Here is a 15,680-nt window from a genome sequence, read left to right as displayed (position 1 = left end):
CCCGCGGAACGGACCCCCTCCGACCCCTCCGAGCGGCATGGCTATCATATGAGCACCCTCTAGCTCGAAAGATGATGCTGTGACTGTCAACGAAGACTCGTTCACCAACTGGAAGCACCGCGAGGAGATCGCGGAGTCGATGATCCCGATCATCGGGAAGCTGCACCGGGAGCGGGACGTCACCGTCCTGCTGCACAGCCGCTCCCTGGTGAACAAGTCGGTGGTCAGCATCCTCAAGACGCACCGCTTCGCCCGGCAGATCGCCGGCGAGGAGCTCTCCGTCACCGAGACCCTGCCGTTCCTCCAGGCGCTCACCACGCTGGACCTCGGCCCCTCGCAGATCGACATCGGCCTGCTCGCGGAGGCCTACCGCGCGGACGACCAGGGCAAGTCCGTCGCGGAGTTCACCGCCGAGGCCGTCGCCGGCGCCACCGGCGAGAACAAGATCGAGCGCCGCGAGCCGCGCGACGTCGTCCNNCGCCGCGACTCCGTGCACGGCCAGTTCCAGGGCACGATCACCGTCGACGAGGCGAACAGCGCGATCGTCGCCAACGGAAACGTCGTCAAGGTCATCTACGCCGACGACCCGGCCCAGATCGACTACACCGCGTACGGCATCGACAACGCGATCCTGATCGACAACACGGGCAGGTGGCGCGACCGCGAGGGCCTGTCTCAGCATCTGCGGCCCGGCGTCGACAAGGTGGTGCTGACCGCGCCCGGCAAGGGTGACGTNNCGCGTCCTGCACCACCAACGCGATCGTGCCGCCGCTGAAGGCGATGGCGGACGAGTACGGCGTGCTGCGCGGCCACGTGGAGACCGTCCACTCGTTCACCAACGACCAGAACCTGCTGGACAACTACCACAAGTCCGAGCGCCGCGGCCGGTCCGCGCCGCTCAACATGGTGATCACCGAGACCGGCGCCGCGTCGGCCGTCGCCAAGGCGCTGCCCGACCTGAAGGCGCCGATCACCGGCAGTTCCATCCGCGTGCCGGTGCCGGACGTGTCGATCGCCATCCTCAACCTCCAGCTGGGCCGCGCGACCAACCGCGAGGAGGTCCTCGACCACCTGCGCAACGTCTCGCTGACCTCCCCGCTGAAGCGTCAGATCGACTTCATCAGCGCCCCCGACGCGGTCTCCAGCGACTTCATCGGCTCGCGGCACGCGTCGATCGTCGACGCCGGCGCCCTGAAGGTCGACGGCGACAACGCGATCCTCTACCTCTGGTACGACAACGAGTTCGGCTACTCCTGCCAGGTCGTCCGCGTCGTCCAGTACGTGTCCGGCGTGGAGTACCCGACGTACCCGGCGCCCGCGGCCTGAGTCACGCGCGACGGCGGGGCGGGGCCGGTGAGTTGTCCGGCCCCGCCCCGGTCTGCCCGTACGACCGGCGGTAAGGGCCAGATCGATAGCGATCACCCGGAACCGGTTGAACGGGCCGATCCGCTTCCTAGTCTTCGCACATGCCCCTCTTCAGCACGCGCCCCGGCAGACGTCCTCGTATATCCCGCTCGTTCGGGGACACCCAACTGGACAAGGTGCTCGGGAAGCTGAGCAAGCGGGGCAGCGGGAAGGCCGCCGACGCCGAGCTGATCGCCGAGCTGCTGGAGCAGACCGGGAGCGACTGGGATCTGCGCGGTCACCGGGTGTCCGTGCTGGCCGCGGCCGCCGCGGGCACGGGCATCGCCGAGACCTGGCTGGAGCGCGACCCGGACGACGCGGACGCGCTGGTGTTCCACTCCTGGACCACGCTGGTGCGCGCCCTGGAGGAACGGCGTCTGGAGGACCCCGACGCGGTGATCTCCCGCTGCCACCGGGCCGCCGAGCTGTCGCCGGACGACCCGTCGCCGTGGGTGGTCCTGCTCGGCACCGCGCGTGTCGTGCGGTACGACCACCAGGACGTCGACGCCCTCTGGCGGCAGGCCACCGCCCGCGACCCCTGGAACCGCGAGGCGTTCCTCCAGATGCTCGCGCTGCTGTCGCCCGAGGAGGGCGGCTCCAGCGCCTCGGTGCTGGACTTCGTCGACGCGGTCCGCTCCCGCATCCCGGCCAACGCCCCGTGCGCCGCCGTCGAACTCACCGCCGCCGTACGGCAGTACCAGGGGCTGCTCGCGCAGGGCGGGATGCGGGCGATGACCGCCGGCCAGCTCTTCGAGAGCGGACACCTCGCGGCGGCGCTGCACCAGGCCGCCGCGCTGTGGCCGAAGCCGGGCTTCTTCCAGCACGCGGCGGCGCCGGCCGACCTCAACGTCCTGGCGTACGCGCTGTGCGCGGCCGGGCGCGCGGCGGACGCGCACCCGGTGTTCGAGGCGCTCCAGGGCATGGTCACCCCGTGGCCCTGGGACGTCGACGGCCCGGCGCTCCAGCGGTTCGAGCAGCATCTGGCCAAGTCCGAGCGCGGCCGCCAGGGCGGCGTCGGCGGCGGATGACCCGCGCCGCCCCGGCGGCCGTGTCCGGTCAGGTGCCGGTGCCCGGTCAGGTGCGGGACAGCAGCGTGGCGACGGTGTCCCGCAGGGTCCGGGCCGGGTCCGCGGCCCGCCCCTCGTGCCGCCAGGCGACGAAGCCGTCCGGCCGCACGAGCACCGCGCCGTCCGGAGTGACACCGTGGGCCGCCGCCCAGTCGGCGCCGTTCTCGGGAACCAGGTCGGCGCCCTCGCCCACCCCGTACGCGTCCAGCGGCACCGGCAGCGCGGACGCCACCTCGGCCGCGGCGGCGAGCCACGGGCTGTGCGGGGACGCGAGCAGGACGAGGGAACGCTCGTAGAGGTCGAGCGTGGAGACGCGGGCGCCGGCCCGGTCCAGCCACAGGTGCGGCGCGCGGCTGCCGGGCTCGCCGTTCAGCGCGAGACCCTCGGGCACCACCGGCGTCGCCGGGTCCGCGCCCAGCACCGCGCCGCGCGGATAGCGGTAGCCGAGGGCCACGTTGAGGACGCCGCCCTTGCGGCCGGCGAGCGCCGCGGTCTCCGCGTCGGGCGTATAGCCGGGGTGGCTGTGCTCCACGGACCGGGAGGAGGCGCGGGCGCTGGTCGCCTCGGCGACGGGCCGGCGCTCGGCGTCGTAGCTGTCGAGCAGACCGGGTCCGGCCCAGCCGCCGAGCACGGCGGCCAGCTTCCAGGCGAGGTTGTGGGCGTCCTGGATGCCGGTGTTGGAGCCGAACGCCCCGGTGGGCGACATCTCGTGGGCCGAGTCGCCGGCCAGGAACACCCGCCCCTCGGCGTACCGCTGGGCGACCCGTTCGGCGGCGTGCCAGGCGGCCCGGCCGGTGACGGTCACGTCCAGGTCCGGCACGCCGACCGCCCGCCGAATGTGCGCGGCGAGCCGCTCGTCGGTGAACTCCTCGAGTGTCTCGCCGTGTTCGGGGTGCCAGGGGGCGTGGAACACCCAGTTCTCGCGGTTGTCCACCGGCAGCAGCGCCCCGTCGGCGTCCGGGCTGGTGAGGTAGCAGACGATGAACCGGCGGTCGCCGACCACGGAGGCGAGACCGCGCGAGGTGAAGGTGACGCTGACGTTGTGGAAGAGGTCGCCGGGACCGTTGTGCCCGATGCCGAGCCGCTCGCGCACGGGGCTGCGCGGGCCGTCCGCCGCCACCAGATAGTCCGCCCTGATCGTGGTGTGCTCGCCGGTCTCCCGGCTCTTGACCCGCGCCGTCACCCCGTCGCCGTCCTGGTCGAAGGACATCATCTCGGTGTTGTAGCGCAGGTCGCCGCCCAGCTCGCGGGCGCTGCGCAGCAGCACCGGCTCCAGGTCGTTCTGGCTGCACAGGCACCAGCCGGCGGGGCTGAAGCGGGCGAGGCCGCCGCCCGGGTCGATCGTCCGCAACAGCCACTCGCCCGCGTCGCCGACCAGGCTCGGCGTCTGGAGGATGCCGTGGTTGTCCTTCAGGACGGACGCGGCCTCCACGATCCGCCGCTGCACGCCGGCCGTGCGGAACAGCTCCATCGTGCGCACGTTGTTCCCCCGCCCGCGCGGATGGATCGAAGTGCTCGCGTGCCGCTCGACGAGCGTGTGCGGCACTCCGAGCCGCCCCAGGAACAGGGACGTCGACAGTCCCACCAGGGAGCCCCCGACGATGAGGACGGGCGTGCGGTGGACCGCCTCGCCGGTCGTGCCCGATCGGTTCATTGAAACGCCTCCAGCGTTCGCCCGGGTGTGTTGGGTAACGGGACGCTGATTCCATCCCCGGTGCGGGGCCCTCCGCGTCCGGGCGGCACCCGGATGGCACGCGGTTCACCCGGCTGCGCCGTGTCGCTCGCGCGCTTCCGGGGCCGCCCCGACCATCGACTCATGGCGACCCCCTGCCCATCGGACACGGCGGTCGTTCCTGACCTTCCGTGAAGAGCTTCCGGAAGAAGCCCCGCCGCAGGGGTTTCCCGAACAAGAGGAGAGGTGCGCCGGATGACCATGTCGGGACGCATATCGCAGTCGGCCTTCGACGGCTCCAGGCTGCGGGTGATCCTGCTGCTCGACCTGTACGAGGGGGCGCAGGAGCAGTTCCTCGAGGCGTACGAGCACATGCGGAACAAGGTCGCGTCCGTGCCCGGTCACATCAGCGACCAGCTGTGCCAGTCGATCGAGAACCCGTCGCAGTGGCTCATCACCAGCGAATGGGAGAGCGCCCCGCCGTTCCTCGCGTGGGTGAACAGCGAGGAGCACGTGGAGACCGTCCGGCCGATGCACAGCTGCGTGCGGGACACCCGGTCGATGCGCTACAGCGTCGTGCGCGAGACCTTCCCCGAGCAGCCCCGCACCCCCGCCACGGCGGCGGCCGGCCTCCAGTCGGCGGTGCGGGTCGGCGACGGCGTGGCGCGCCACGCCCTCACCTTCACCGTCAAGCCGGGCTCCGAGTCCAAGGTCGCGGAGCTGCTGGCCGGGTACGAGTCCCCCAAGGCCCAGGTCGACGACACCACGCGGCTGCGCCGCACCTCGCTGTTCATGCACGGCAACCGGGTCGTGCGGGCCGTCGAGGTGGAGGGCGACCTGCTCGCCGCCCTGCGCCACGTGGCGCGCCAGCCGGAGGTGCGGGCGGTCGAGGAGGCCATCAACCCCTATCTGGAGCAGGACCGGGACCTGACCGACCCCGAGTCCGCGCGGCTGTTCTTCACCCGGGCCGCGCTGCCCGCCGTGCACCATGTGGCAGCCGGCCGGCCGGAGCCCGACGGGCTGCGGCGGCACGCGCTGTACTACCCGGCCGTCGCGGGCCGCGGCATGGACCTGGCGCGGTTCCTCGCCCGGCAGGACGAGGCCGCGGCTGACGAGCCGGACAGCCCGGTGTTCGCGAGCACCGTGTTCCAGCGGGACGACATAGTGGTGCGCCTCGTCGACGTCACCGGCGACCTCGACCTGGACCCGCTCGCCGCGCTGGGCGTCAAGGGTCCCGGCAAGGCGGCGGAGCTGGAGCGGCTCCTGGACGGCGCCGCGATCGGCGTCGAGGGCTCCCTGGACTCGGAGCGCACCCTCAACCGGCTGCTGTCGCACGCCGACATGCTGCCCGTCACCGACCGCAGCGCGGCGGCTTCCTGACGGTCGACCACGGTGACGTCCCACGGCCGTCGCGCCGGGGACGTCACCGGAACACCCGGAGGTATCAACCATGTCCAAGCAGCATCCACGGATCGTGGACCTGAGCGAGACGGAACCCAACCGCCGGCGCGGGGGTGACCTCAGGACCCTGCTCACCCCGGCCACCGTGGGCTCCACGAGCGGCTTCATGGGGCTGGCCGTCATCCAGCCCGGCGAGCGGATCGCCGAGCACTACCACCCGTACTCCGAGGAGTTCGTGTACGTCGTCCACGGCTCGCTCGAGGTGGACCTGGACGGCGAGCCGTTCGCGCTCCGCGCCGAGCAGGGGCTGATGATCCCGATCGACATGCGGCACCGCTTCCGCAACGTCGGCGACGAGGAGGCCCGCATGGTGTTCCACCTCGGTCCCCTCGCCCCCCACCCGAGCCTCGGGCACGTCGACACGGAGGAGACCGAAAGCGCCATGTCCGGGCCGCAGTTGACGGTGGGCGGGCCGGAAGCGGCCCGGCCGGTCGAGCCGAGCGAGGCCATAAAATGACCCGGCGGGTGGCCGTCACCGGTATAGGTGTGGTCGCTCCCGGCGGCATCGGGGCGACGGCGTTCTGGGACCTGCTGTCCGCAGGCCGCACCGCGACCCGCGGCATCACCCTGTTCGACCCGGCGGGCCTGCGCTCGCGCATCGCCGCCGAGTGCGACTTCGACCCGTTCGAGCACGGCCTGGACGCGGACCTGTGCCAGCACGCCGACCGCTACATCCAGTTCGCCGTGGTCGCGGCCCGGGAGGCGGTCCGCCACTCCGGCCTCGACACCGGGTCCCTCGACCCGTGGCGGACCGCGGTGTCGCTGGGCAGCGCGGTCGGCGGCACGACCCGGCTGGAACAGGACTACGTGCGGGTCAGCGAGAGCGGCCGGCGCTGGGACGTGGACCACACCAAGGCGCAGCCCAAGCTGCACCTGGCGTTCTCGCCGAGCACCCTCGCCTCCACGGTGGCCGAGCAGTTCGGCGCCCGGGGCCCGGTGCAGACGGTCTCCACCGGCTGCACGTCCGGTCTCGACGCGGTCGGCTACGCCTTCCACACGATCGCCGAGGGCCGGGCCGACGTCTGCGTCGCGGGGGCGTCGGACTCGCCGATCTCCCCCATCACGATGGCCTGCTTCGACGCCATCAAGGCGACGTCGCCGAACAACGACGACGCCGAGCACGCGTCCCGGCCGTTCGACGCCCACCGCGACGGGTTCGTGATGGGCGAGGGCGCGGCCGTGCTGGTGCTGGAGGAGTACGAGCACGCGCGGGCGCGCGGCGCGGACATCCTCTGCGAGATCGGCGGCTACGCCACCTACGGCAACGCCTACCACATGACCGGGCTGACCAGTGAGGGCATGGAGATGGCCCGCGCCATCGACGGCACCCTCGACCAGGCGCGGATCGATCCCACCCGGATCGACTACGTCAACGCGCACGGTTCCGGCACCCGGCAGAACGACCGGCACGAGACGGCCGCGGTGAAGCGGTCGCTGGGCGCGCACGCGTACGAGACGCCCATGTCCTCCATCAAGTCGATGGTGGGGCACTCGCTCGGCGCCATCGGCGCGATCGAGGTGGTCGCCTGCGTGCTCGCGCTGCGGCACCAGGTCGTGCCGCCGACCGCGAACTACGAGACCCCCGACCCGGAGTGCGACCTGGACTACGTGCCGCGCACCGCCCGCCCGCGGAAGCTGGAGCACGTGCTCTCCGTCGGCAGCGGGTTCGGCGGTTTCCAGTCCGCGGTGCTGCTGTCCGGGACGGGCGGGAGGACACGATGAGCAAGCGGCGTTCCGGGCGAGCGGCCGTCACCGGCATCGGTGTGGTCGCGCCCAACGGACTGCGGACGGACGCCTATTGGAAGTCCGTCCGCGAAGGCCTCGGCGTACTGGACCTGATCACCCGCGAGGGCTGTGAGCACATGCCGCTGCGGGTGGCGGGCGAGGTGCGGTCGTTCGACCCGGCGGCCCTGATCGAGGACCGCTTCCTGGTGCAGACCGACCGGTTCAGCCACTTCGCGATGGCCGCGGCGGCGCTCGCCCTCGACGACGCCGGGCTGGGCGGGGAGCCCGCCGACCCGTACTCGGTCGGCGTGGTCACCGCGGCCGGCTCCGGCGGCGGCGAGTTCGGCCAGCGCGAGCTCCAGAAGCTGTGGGGCAAGGGCTCCAAGTACGTCGGCCCGTACCAGTCGATCGCCTGGTTCTACGCGGCGAGCACCGGCCAGATCTCCATCCGCGGCGGCCTCAAGGGGCCGTGCGGGGTGGTGGCGAGCGACGAGGCGGGCGGTCTGGACGCCCTCGCGCACGCGGCCCGGGCGGTGCGGCGCGGCACGGACGTGATGGTGGTGGGGGCGGCGGAGGCGCCGCTGGCCCCGTACTCGATGGTGTGCCAGCTCGGCTACCCCGAGCTCAGCACCCTCGACGACCCCGACCGCGCCTACCGGCCGTTCACCGAGAAGGCGTGCGGGTTCGTGCCGGCCGAGGGGGGTGCGCTGCTCGTCGTCGAGGACGAGGGGCGGGCCCGTGAGCGCGGGGTGCCCGTACGGGGTGTCGTGGCCGGTCACGCGGCGACGTTCACCGGGGCGTCCCGCTGGGCGGAGTCCCGGGAGGGCCTGGCCCACGCGATCACCGGCGCCCTCGACGAGGCGGGCGTCGCCCCGGAGGAGGTCGACGTCGTCTTCGCCGACGCCCTGGGCATGCCCGAGGCGGACCGCGCGGAGGCGCTGGCGATCGCCGACGCCCTCGGCGCGCACGGCACGCGGGTGCCGGTGACGGCGCCCAAGACCGGCTTCGGCCGGGCGTACTGCGGTGCGCCGGTGCTGGACACGGTGGCGGCGATGCTGGCCATGGAGCACGGCCTGGTGCCGCCCACGCCCAACGTGTTCGACGTCTGCCACGACCTCGACCTGGTGACGCAGCACGCTCGCCCCGCCGAGCTGCGCACCGCCCTCGTCCTCAGCCGGGGACTGATGGGCTCCAACGCGGCGCTGGTCGTGCGCCGCGGTGACGATTCCGCCCGGTGATCCGGGCGGGGAAGGAGCAGTCACCCATGATCACCACCGAAGTGACCTTCGACGAGCTGGCCGCCCTGATGAAGCAGGCGGCCGGCATCACCGTCGACCCCGAGGAACTCAAGGACGCCGCGGAGTCCCCCTTCGACTCCTTCGGTCTCGACTCGCTCGGGCTGCTCGGCATCGTCGGCGAGCTGGAGAACCGGTACGGCGCGTCCCTGCCGCCCGACTCGGAGCGGTGCAGGACGCCCCGGGAGTTCCTGAACCTCGTCAACAGCACCCTCACGGCTGGAGCCTGAAGTGGCAGGACACACCGAGAACAGCATCACCATCGACGCTCCCTTCGACCTGGTCTGGGAGATGACGAACGACCTCGAGAACTGGCCGCGGCTGTTCAGCGAGTACGCGTCGGTGGACGTCCTCTCCCGGGAGGGCGACACGACGACGTTCCGGCTGACCATGCACCCGGACGAGAACGGCAAGGTGTGGAGCTGGGTGTCCGAGCGCACCCCGGACCGGGCGAAGCGGACCGTGCGCGCCCGCCGCGTGGAGACCGGCCCCTTCGCCCACATGGACATCCTGTGGGAGTACGAGGAGGTGCCGGGCGGGATCGAGATGCGCTGGACGCAGGACTTCGCGATGAAGCCCGACGCGCCGGTCGACGACGCGTGGATGACGGACAACATCAACCGCAACTCCCGCACCCAGATGACGCTCATCCGGGACAAGATCGAGCAGGCCGCCCGCGAGTCCGAGACCGCGTCCGTCGCGTCCTCGCGCTGAGCACCGGTCCCGCCGGGGACCCGGAAGGAATCCCATGCACCACGCCCTGATCGTCGCCCGGATGAAGCCCGGTTCGGCTCCGGACATCGCCGACGTGTTCGCCGCGTCGGACCGGGGTGAGCTCCCCCACCTGGTCGGCGTCAGCCGGCGCAGTCTCTTCCAGTTCGGGGACGACGTGTATCTGCACCTCATCGAGTCGGAGCAGGACCCGGCGCCAGCGATCGCGAAGGTGGCCTCGCACCCCGAGTTCCGCCGCATCAGCCAGGAGCTGGAGGCGTACGTCAGCCCGTACGACCCGGCCACCTGGCGCAGTCCCAAGGACGCCATGGCGCAGTGCTTCTACCGCTGGGAGCGCGGCGCCGGCTCCTGAGCCGCCGCACACGGGAAACCCCCGAGGCCGCCGGTTCCGCGTCAGTCGCGGAGCCGGCGGCCTCGGGGTTTTCCCGTCCTTGTGTCGCGGTCCCTACGTGGCGGGGACGGTGCACTCGAAGGCGTGCAGGTACGCGTTCACCGGGCGGATCTCGCCGATGACGAGGCCCGCCTTGGTGAGCCGGTCCACCATGGACTGCCGGGTGTGCTTGGCGCCCCCGACGTTCAGGAGCAGCAGCAGGTCCATCGCGGTGGTGAAGCGCATGGACGGGGTGTCGTCGACGAGGTTCTCGATCACCACGACCCGGGCGTCGGTCCGCGCCGACCTGCGGATGGCGGCGAGCACCCGGCGGGTGCTGTCGTCGTCCCACTCCAGCACGTTCTTGATGATGTACACGTCCGCCTCGACGGGCACGTCCTCACGGCAGTCGCCGGCCACGATGCGGGCCCGGTCGGCGAGCGCGCCGCCGTCGCGCAGCCGGGGGTCGGCGTTCTCGACGACACCCGGCAGGTCGAGCAGCGTGCCCCGCAGGTGGGGGTGCTTCTCCAGGAGGCTCGCCAGGACATGGCCCTGGCCGCCGCCGATGTCCACCACGGAGCCGGCGTCGTCCAGGTCGAGCAGCCGGGCGACGTCCCGCGCGGACTGCTCGCTGGAGGTGGTCATGGCCCGGTTGAAGACGTGCGCGGACTCGGGCGCCGACTCGTTGAGGTAGGTGAAGAACTCCTGCTCGTACACCTCCTCGAAGACGTTGCCGCCGGTGCGCACCGCCTCGTCGAGGCGCGGCCACACGTTCCAGGTCCAGGGCTCGGTGCACCACAGGGCGATGTAGCGCAGGCTGTGCGGGTCGTCCTCGCGCAGCAGCCGGGACATGTCGGTGTGCTCGAAGGTGCCGTCGGGGTTCTCGGTGAAGACGCCCTGGCAGGACAGCGCGCGCAGCAGCCGCCGCAGGGTGTGCGGCTGGGTCTTCACCGCCGTCGCCAGGTCGTCGACGGTCATGGGGCTGTCGTCCAGCGCGTCGGGCACGCCCAGACGGACGGCCGCGCGTACGGCGGCCGCGCAGGCCGCCCCGAATACGAGCTCCCTCAGCCGCATGGGCGGCGGGGGAGCCGGATCAACGGTGGTCATCCGTTGCCTCGCTTCTGCTGTTGTGCCGTGGGTGGGGGGACGGTCGGGTCGGTCAGCACATTCCGGTGGGTTCGGAGAGCGTGCAGGCGTTGCCGCTGAAGGTGTTGGTGGTGGCGGTGTCGCGGTTGGCGAGGTCGGCGGGGCTGTTGCCGGTCACCAGGTTGTCGCGGATGTCGTTGCGCTCGCTGGGCGTGCCGACGAGGCTCTTGAACAGCACGATGCCGCCGGACAGGGGCGAGGTGCCCTTGTTGTTCTCGACCCGGTTGAACGCCACCCGGGTCTCCTCGACGCCGGTGAGGACGATGCCCGAGCCCTGGAGGAAGGGCAGCCGGGGCGTCTTGGCGCAGTACTTGTTGTTGGCGTGGACGTGGTTCCAGGACACGCTGAGGTGTCCGGCGCGGGGCTTGGACTCGTCGCCGACGACGAACACGGCGGCGCAGTTGCCGGTGGCCTCGTTGTGGTCGACGCTGAGGTTGCGCAGCCGCCGTACGGTGACGCCGACCCGGTTGCCCGCCGTCTCGTTGAAGCGGATCACCGTCTTCTTCGCGTCGCGCGCGCCTTCCTCGGTGTCGACGGTGTTGGCGACGAACACCCCCGCGTCGCCGTTCTTACGGGTGACGTTGTGGCTGATCACGCTGCGCGCGGAGCGTTCCGTGGCGATGCCCCACTGGCCGTTCTTCTCGGCGGTCACGTAGCGCACCCTGAGGTTCTCCGTGCCGGTCGCCCAGACGCCGTTCTTCGCGAACCCACGTACCGTCAGGGACCGTACGGAGACGTTCTTCAGCGGCTTCTTGTCGGTGCCGGTGACGCAGACGCCGTTGCCCGCCTTGGCGCAGGCGGACTTGCCGGCGCTCGCGGGGGGCTCCAGGACGGTGCGGCCGGCGGCGTCGCCGCGCAGGGTGATGCCCGAGCGGGTGATGCGGACGCTCTGCTTGTAGGTGCCGGCGGCGACCAGGACGGTGTCCCCCGATCTGGCCGCGTCCACGGCCTTCTGGATGGACTGCCCGGGCTGCACGCGGTGCACGGCCGACTGGTGCGCCGAGGTCGAGGGGGCGGCGCCGATTCCCACCGTCGCGACGGCGGTGGCGCAGGCGAGATACGCGATGTGACGTTTGTTCATGAGGCCGAAGCTATGAGCGGCCCTGGTGGCCCGCCACCGGTGATCGCCCAGCCGGGCGTGGGCCCGCGGAGGTACTCCGCGGGCCGTCCTCGGCGCGTCCGCGGCACCGGTTCCGAGCCGCCCGGAACGACCGCTCACCCGTTCGACTGGTGGCCTCCGGTCCCCCGTTGTAGCGTCGGGAACGCGGCCCCGGCGTCGCATCGCCCGGCCGCCCGCTTCGCGCATCCACACCGGGAGGCGCCCATGACGCCCGGCCCCCCTCTCCCCCAGGACCTCGCGGACCAGTCCGTGGTCGTGATCGGCGCGAGCTCCGGCATCGGACTCGCGACGGCACGTCAGGTACGCCGGCGCGGCGCCCGGGTCGTGATGGCGGGACGCGACCCGGAGCGGCTGGGACGGGCGGCGGAGGAGGTCGGGGCGGAGCGTTCCGCGCCCCTCGACGCCGCCGACACGGACCGCCTCCGGGAGTTCTTCGACGCCCTGCCCGGCCCCGTCGACCACGTCGTCTCCACCGCCGGGTCCCCCTTCTACGCGACGCTCGCGGACATGGACGTCGACGAGGCGCGCGCCCACGTCGGGGAGCGTCTGGCCCTCACCCTCGGGGTCGCCAAGTACGGCGGCGCCGTGGTGCGGGACGCGGGGACGCTGGTGTTCGTCGGCGGGACCGGCGGCCGGCGTCCCGGGGCCGGCTCGGCCGTGACCTCGGCGCTGACGGCCGCCCTGCCGGCGCTCACCGCGAGTCTGGCGGTGGAGCTGGCGCCGGTCCGGGCCAACCTCGTCGCTCCCGGCTTCGTCGACACGCCCCTGTCCGCGTCGCTCCTCGGCGACCGGCTCGAGGAGCGCCGTGAGCGACTGCGCGCCACCCTCCCGATACGGCGGGTCGTCGGCCCGGACGACGTGGCCGCGGTGATCGTGCACCTCATGGTCAACGAGGCCGTGACGGGCGCGACGTACGACGTCGACGGCGGCCAGCAGCTGGTGCCGCCCTGATCACGCGGCGGCGGCCGTGACCGGCGGGGTGCCTCCCGCCCTCCTCCGCACGCCGGGCGATGTCGTGCCCTCAGGAGGACACTGGAGAAGACGTCGCCCAGTCGACCATCCGAGTGCACGGAGGCGGGCATGAACGGCACTTCCCCGGCCTACGACGTGGTGGTTCTCGGAGCGGGACCGACGGGGGAGAACCTCGCCGACCGCACCCGTGCCGCCGGGCTCACCACGGTGATCGTGGAGGACGAACTGCTGGGCGGTGAGTGCTCGTTCTGGGCGTGCGAGCCGAGCAAGGCGCTGCTGCGTCCCGTGCTGGCGCGCGCCGACGCCCGGCGGGTCCCGGGTCTGCGTCGGGCGGTCGAGGGCCCCCTCGACGTGCCCGCCGTCTTCGAGCACCGTGACGCGATGGCCGCGCACTGGCAGGACGCCGACCAGGTGGAGTGGCTGGACTCGGTCTCCGTGGACCTGGTGCGCGGGCACGGCAGGCTGAACGGCCCCCGCCAGGTCGTCGTGGAGACGCCGGACGGGGAGCGGGTCGGACTGACCGCGCGGCACGCGGTCGCGGTGTGCACCGGCACGGTCACCGCACTCCCGGACCTGCCGGGGCTCGCTGACGTCCGTCCGTGGACCAACCGGCAGGCGACGGCGGCGCGGCAGGTGCCGGACCGGCTCGCGGTGGTCGGCGGCGGGGTGGTGGCCGTGGAGATGGCCACGGCGTTCCGGGCGCTCGGCTCCGAGGTGACGATGCTGGTGCGCGGCGGGCTGCTGGGCCGGATGGAGCCGTTCGCCGGGGAGATGGTGACGGACGCGCTGCGCGAGGCCGGGGTGGACGTGCGGTTCGGCCGGTCGGTGTCCGGGGTGGAACGCGAGGACGGCGGCGAGGGTCCCGTGCGGGTCACGACGGACGACGGGGACACCGTGGTCGCGGACGAGGTCCTGTTCGCCACCGGCCGCGCCCCGCACACCGGGGACATCGGTCTGGAGACGGTCGGTCTCACCCCGGGCGGCTGGCTGCCGGTGGACGACTCCTTCCGCGTCCCGGAGATCTCCGAGGGCTGGCTGTACGCCGTCGGGGACGTCAACCACCGCGCCCTGATGACCCATCAGGGCAAGTATCAGGCGCGGATCGCCGGTGCCGTGATCGGTGCGCGCGCCAAGGGGGAGCCGCTGGACGACGGCATGTGGGGGCGGCACGCCCCGACCGCCGACAGCGCCGCCGTGCCGCAGGTCGTCTTCACCGAGCCGGAGGTCGCGTCCGTGGGCCCGACCGCGCGGGAGGCGGAGCGGGCGGGCCTGGAGGTCGACGTGGTGGACTACGACATCGGGAAGATCGCCGGCGCGGTGCAGTACGCGGAGGGGTACCGGGGCCGGGCGCGGGTGATCGTCGACACCGCGCGGCGGAACGTCGTCGGGGCGACCTTCGTCGGCCCCGGCGTGCAGGAGCTGCTGTACTCGGCGACCGTCGCCGTCACGAGCGAGGTGCCGGTGGACCGGCTGTGGCACGCCGTCCCGGCGTTCCCCACGATCAGCGAGGTGTGGCTGCGCATCCTGGAGACGTACCGGGACAGCGACGGCACGGCCGCCTGACGGGTCCTGCGTCTTCGGGTCGCGTCAGGCGGGCGTGAGCACCATACGGAAGCGGGCGCTTCCGTCCATCATCTTCCCGAAGGCCGTGTTCGCCTCGCTCAGCGGCAGGATCTCCGTCATGGGGCGGATGCCGTGCCGGGCGGCGAAGGTCATGGTGTCCTGCACGTCCTGCGCGGTCCCCGAGGGGTGGCCGCGTACGAGGCGGCCCTTGAGGATCAGCTGGAGGGGGCTGATGGGCATCGGGTCGGCGGTCGCCCCGATGACGACCAGCTCACCGCGCGGGGTGAGGCCGTCCACGGTCTGGGCGATGGCCTCGGAGTTGCCCGCGGTGGCCAGGACCACCTTCGCCCCGCCGAGCGCCTGGAGCGCCTGGGCGACGGGCCCCGCCGTGCTGTCGACGTAGTGGTGGGCGCCCAGTTGCCTGGCGAAGTCGGCCTTGTCCGCGCCGCGCGCGATCGCGACCGTCTCGTACCCCATGGCCGCCGCGAACTGCACGGCCAGGTGTCCGAGGCCGCCGATGCCCTGGATCGCCACCACGTCGTCCGGCCGCGCACCGCTGCGCCGCAGCCCGTTGTACGTGGTGACGCCCGCGCACGCCATGGGCCCCGCGTCGGCCGCGGTGAGCTCGTCGGGGATGCGGGCCAGGGCGTCCACGGGGGCGACGACCGCCTCGGCGAAGCCGCCGTCGTAGGAGTAGCCGGGAATCTTGAGGGTGTCGCAGACGATGAAGTCGCCCCGGCGGCACGGGACGCAGTGCCCGCAGCTGCCGCCGAACCAGCCCACGGTGACCCGGTCCCCGACCTGCCAGCCCATCTCGTCTGCACCGTCGCCGAGTTCGTCGACGCGGCCGGCGATCTCGTGACCGGGCACGAGGGGGAACGGCGTGCCGGGCAGTCCGGCGGCGACGAACATGGCGTCGCTGTGACAGACCCCGCAGGCCTCCACGGCGATGCGGACGTGACGCGGGCCGGGCCGGGGCACCTCGCGTTCCACGATCTCGAACGACCCGTTGGCGGCGGGCACTTGCGCGACTCGGTACGTGTTCATGGGGTCACTCCGGGGCACGGCGTCGAGCACAGGGTGGTGTGGTCCGCGCCGGACCGGGTCGGGGGCGGACGGAGGTCGGGTGAGGGCGGCCGGTGAGCCGCCGCAG

Annotated in this window: 14 protein-coding genes and 1 pseudogene; 11 read left to right on the top strand and 4 right to left on the bottom strand. The window is 72.7% G+C overall.

The window, feature by feature from the left end; genetic code table 11:
• Positions 1-79 precede the first annotated feature (79 nt).
• A pseudogene (locus CCN29_RS24690) lies at positions 80-1,326 on the top strand (glyceraldehyde-3-phosphate dehydrogenase).
• Positions 1,327-1,466: 140 nt separating this feature from the next.
• Positions 1,467-2,432: a tetratricopeptide repeat protein gene (locus CCN29_RS24685; RefSeq protein ID WP_031016657.1), complete on the top strand. Its 966-nt coding sequence runs from the start codon at positions 1,467-1,469 to the stop codon at positions 2,430-2,432.
• 46 nt (positions 2,433-2,478) lie between these two features.
• On the opposite strand, the gene CCN29_RS24680 is transcribed toward CCN29_RS24685, so the two are convergent.
• Positions 2,479-4,125, bottom strand: a complete 1,647-nt coding sequence (locus tag CCN29_RS24680; RefSeq protein ID WP_006134514.1) for an FAD-dependent oxidoreductase — start codon at positions 4,123-4,125, stop codon at positions 2,479-2,481.
• A gap of 273 nt (positions 4,126-4,398) precedes the next feature.
• Here CCN29_RS24680 and CCN29_RS24675 point away from each other — a divergent pair, with 273 nt between their 5' ends.
• The 7 genes from CCN29_RS24675 to CCN29_RS24645 all read left to right on the top strand — a co-directional run bounded on the left by CCN29_RS24675 (position 4,399) and on the right by CCN29_RS24645 (position 9,708).
• Positions 4,399-5,523 carry a SchA/CurD-like domain-containing protein gene (locus CCN29_RS24675; RefSeq protein WP_006134515.1) on the top strand — a complete coding sequence of 375 codons (1,125 nt, stop codon included), beginning with the start codon at positions 4,399-4,401 and terminating at the stop codon, positions 5,521-5,523.
• Between the two features lie 70 nt (positions 5,524-5,593).
• On the top strand, positions 5,594-6,061 hold the full coding sequence (locus CCN29_RS24670; protein ID WP_006134516.1) for a cupin domain-containing protein: 468 nt from the start codon (positions 5,594-5,596) through the stop codon (positions 6,059-6,061).
• Positions 6,058-7,326 (top strand): beta-ketoacyl-[acyl-carrier-protein] synthase family protein, encoded by a 1,269-nt coding sequence (locus CCN29_RS24665; RefSeq protein ID WP_006134517.1) that lies wholly within the window; start codon positions 6,058-6,060, stop codon positions 7,324-7,326. The genes CCN29_RS24670 and CCN29_RS24665 overlap by 4 nt, the downstream gene beginning before the upstream one ends.
• On the top strand, positions 7,323-8,567 hold the full coding sequence (locus CCN29_RS24660) for a ketosynthase chain-length factor (protein ID WP_086684531.1): 1,245 nt from the start codon (positions 7,323-7,325) through the stop codon (positions 8,565-8,567). The genes CCN29_RS24665 and CCN29_RS24660 overlap by 4 nt, the downstream gene beginning before the upstream one ends.
• Positions 8,568-8,593: 26 nt before the next feature.
• Positions 8,594-8,854, top strand: coding sequence for an acyl carrier protein (locus CCN29_RS24655; protein WP_006134519.1), 261 nt, complete (start codon positions 8,594-8,596; stop codon positions 8,852-8,854).
• Between the two features lies 1 nt (position 8,855).
• Positions 8,856-9,338, top strand: coding sequence for an SRPBCC family protein (locus tag CCN29_RS24650; RefSeq protein ID WP_031061036.1), 483 nt, complete (start codon positions 8,856-8,858; stop codon positions 9,336-9,338).
• Positions 9,339-9,372: 34 nt separating this feature from the next.
• On the top strand, positions 9,373-9,708 hold the full coding sequence (locus CCN29_RS24645; protein ID WP_006134521.1) for a TcmI family type II polyketide cyclase: 336 nt from the start codon (positions 9,373-9,375) through the stop codon (positions 9,706-9,708).
• A gap of 93 nt (positions 9,709-9,801) precedes the next feature.
• Here CCN29_RS24645 and CCN29_RS24640 read toward each other — a convergent pair whose 3' ends face one another.
• Together CCN29_RS24640 and CCN29_RS24635 are read right to left on the bottom strand one after the other, a co-directional pair.
• A complete protein-coding gene (locus CCN29_RS24640; RefSeq protein ID WP_086684528.1) occupies positions 9,802-10,833 on the bottom strand; it encodes a methyltransferase in 1,032 nt (343 codons plus the stop codon).
• A 52-nt stretch (positions 10,834-10,885) separates the two neighbouring features.
• Positions 10,886-11,953: a right-handed parallel beta-helix repeat-containing protein gene (locus CCN29_RS24635; RefSeq protein ID WP_006134523.1), complete on the bottom strand. Its 1,068-nt coding sequence runs from the start codon at positions 11,951-11,953 to the stop codon at positions 10,886-10,888.
• A gap of 243 nt (positions 11,954-12,196) precedes the next feature.
• On the opposite strand from CCN29_RS24635, the gene CCN29_RS24630 reads away from it, so the two are divergent.
• Both CCN29_RS24630 and CCN29_RS24625 read left to right on the top strand, forming a co-directional pair.
• Positions 12,197-12,943, top strand: a complete 747-nt coding sequence (locus CCN29_RS24630) for an SDR family oxidoreductase (RefSeq protein ID WP_086684526.1) — start codon at positions 12,197-12,199, stop codon at positions 12,941-12,943.
• Between the two features lie 129 nt (positions 12,944-13,072).
• The gene (locus CCN29_RS24625) at positions 13,073-14,527 is read left to right on the top strand and encodes a dihydrolipoyl dehydrogenase family protein (protein ID WP_086684523.1); all 1,455 of its coding nucleotides are present in this window, start codon (positions 13,073-13,075) and stop codon (positions 14,525-14,527) included.
• A gap of 24 nt (positions 14,528-14,551) precedes the next feature.
• On the opposite strand, the gene CCN29_RS24620 is transcribed toward CCN29_RS24625, so the two are convergent.
• Positions 14,552-15,574 (bottom strand): alcohol dehydrogenase, encoded by a 1,023-nt coding sequence (locus CCN29_RS24620; protein ID WP_031016639.1) that lies wholly within the window; start codon positions 15,572-15,574, stop codon positions 14,552-14,554.
• Positions 15,575-15,680: the final 106 nt, after the last annotated feature.

The organism is Streptomyces pseudogriseolus, assembly GCA_002154585.1.
GTDB classification, from domain to species: domain Bacteria; phylum Actinomycetota; class Actinomycetes; order Streptomycetales; family Streptomycetaceae; genus Streptomyces; species Streptomyces pseudogriseolus.
Note: the sequence above shows the minus strand (reverse complement) of the source record. Positions and strands in the feature narration are given on the sequence as shown.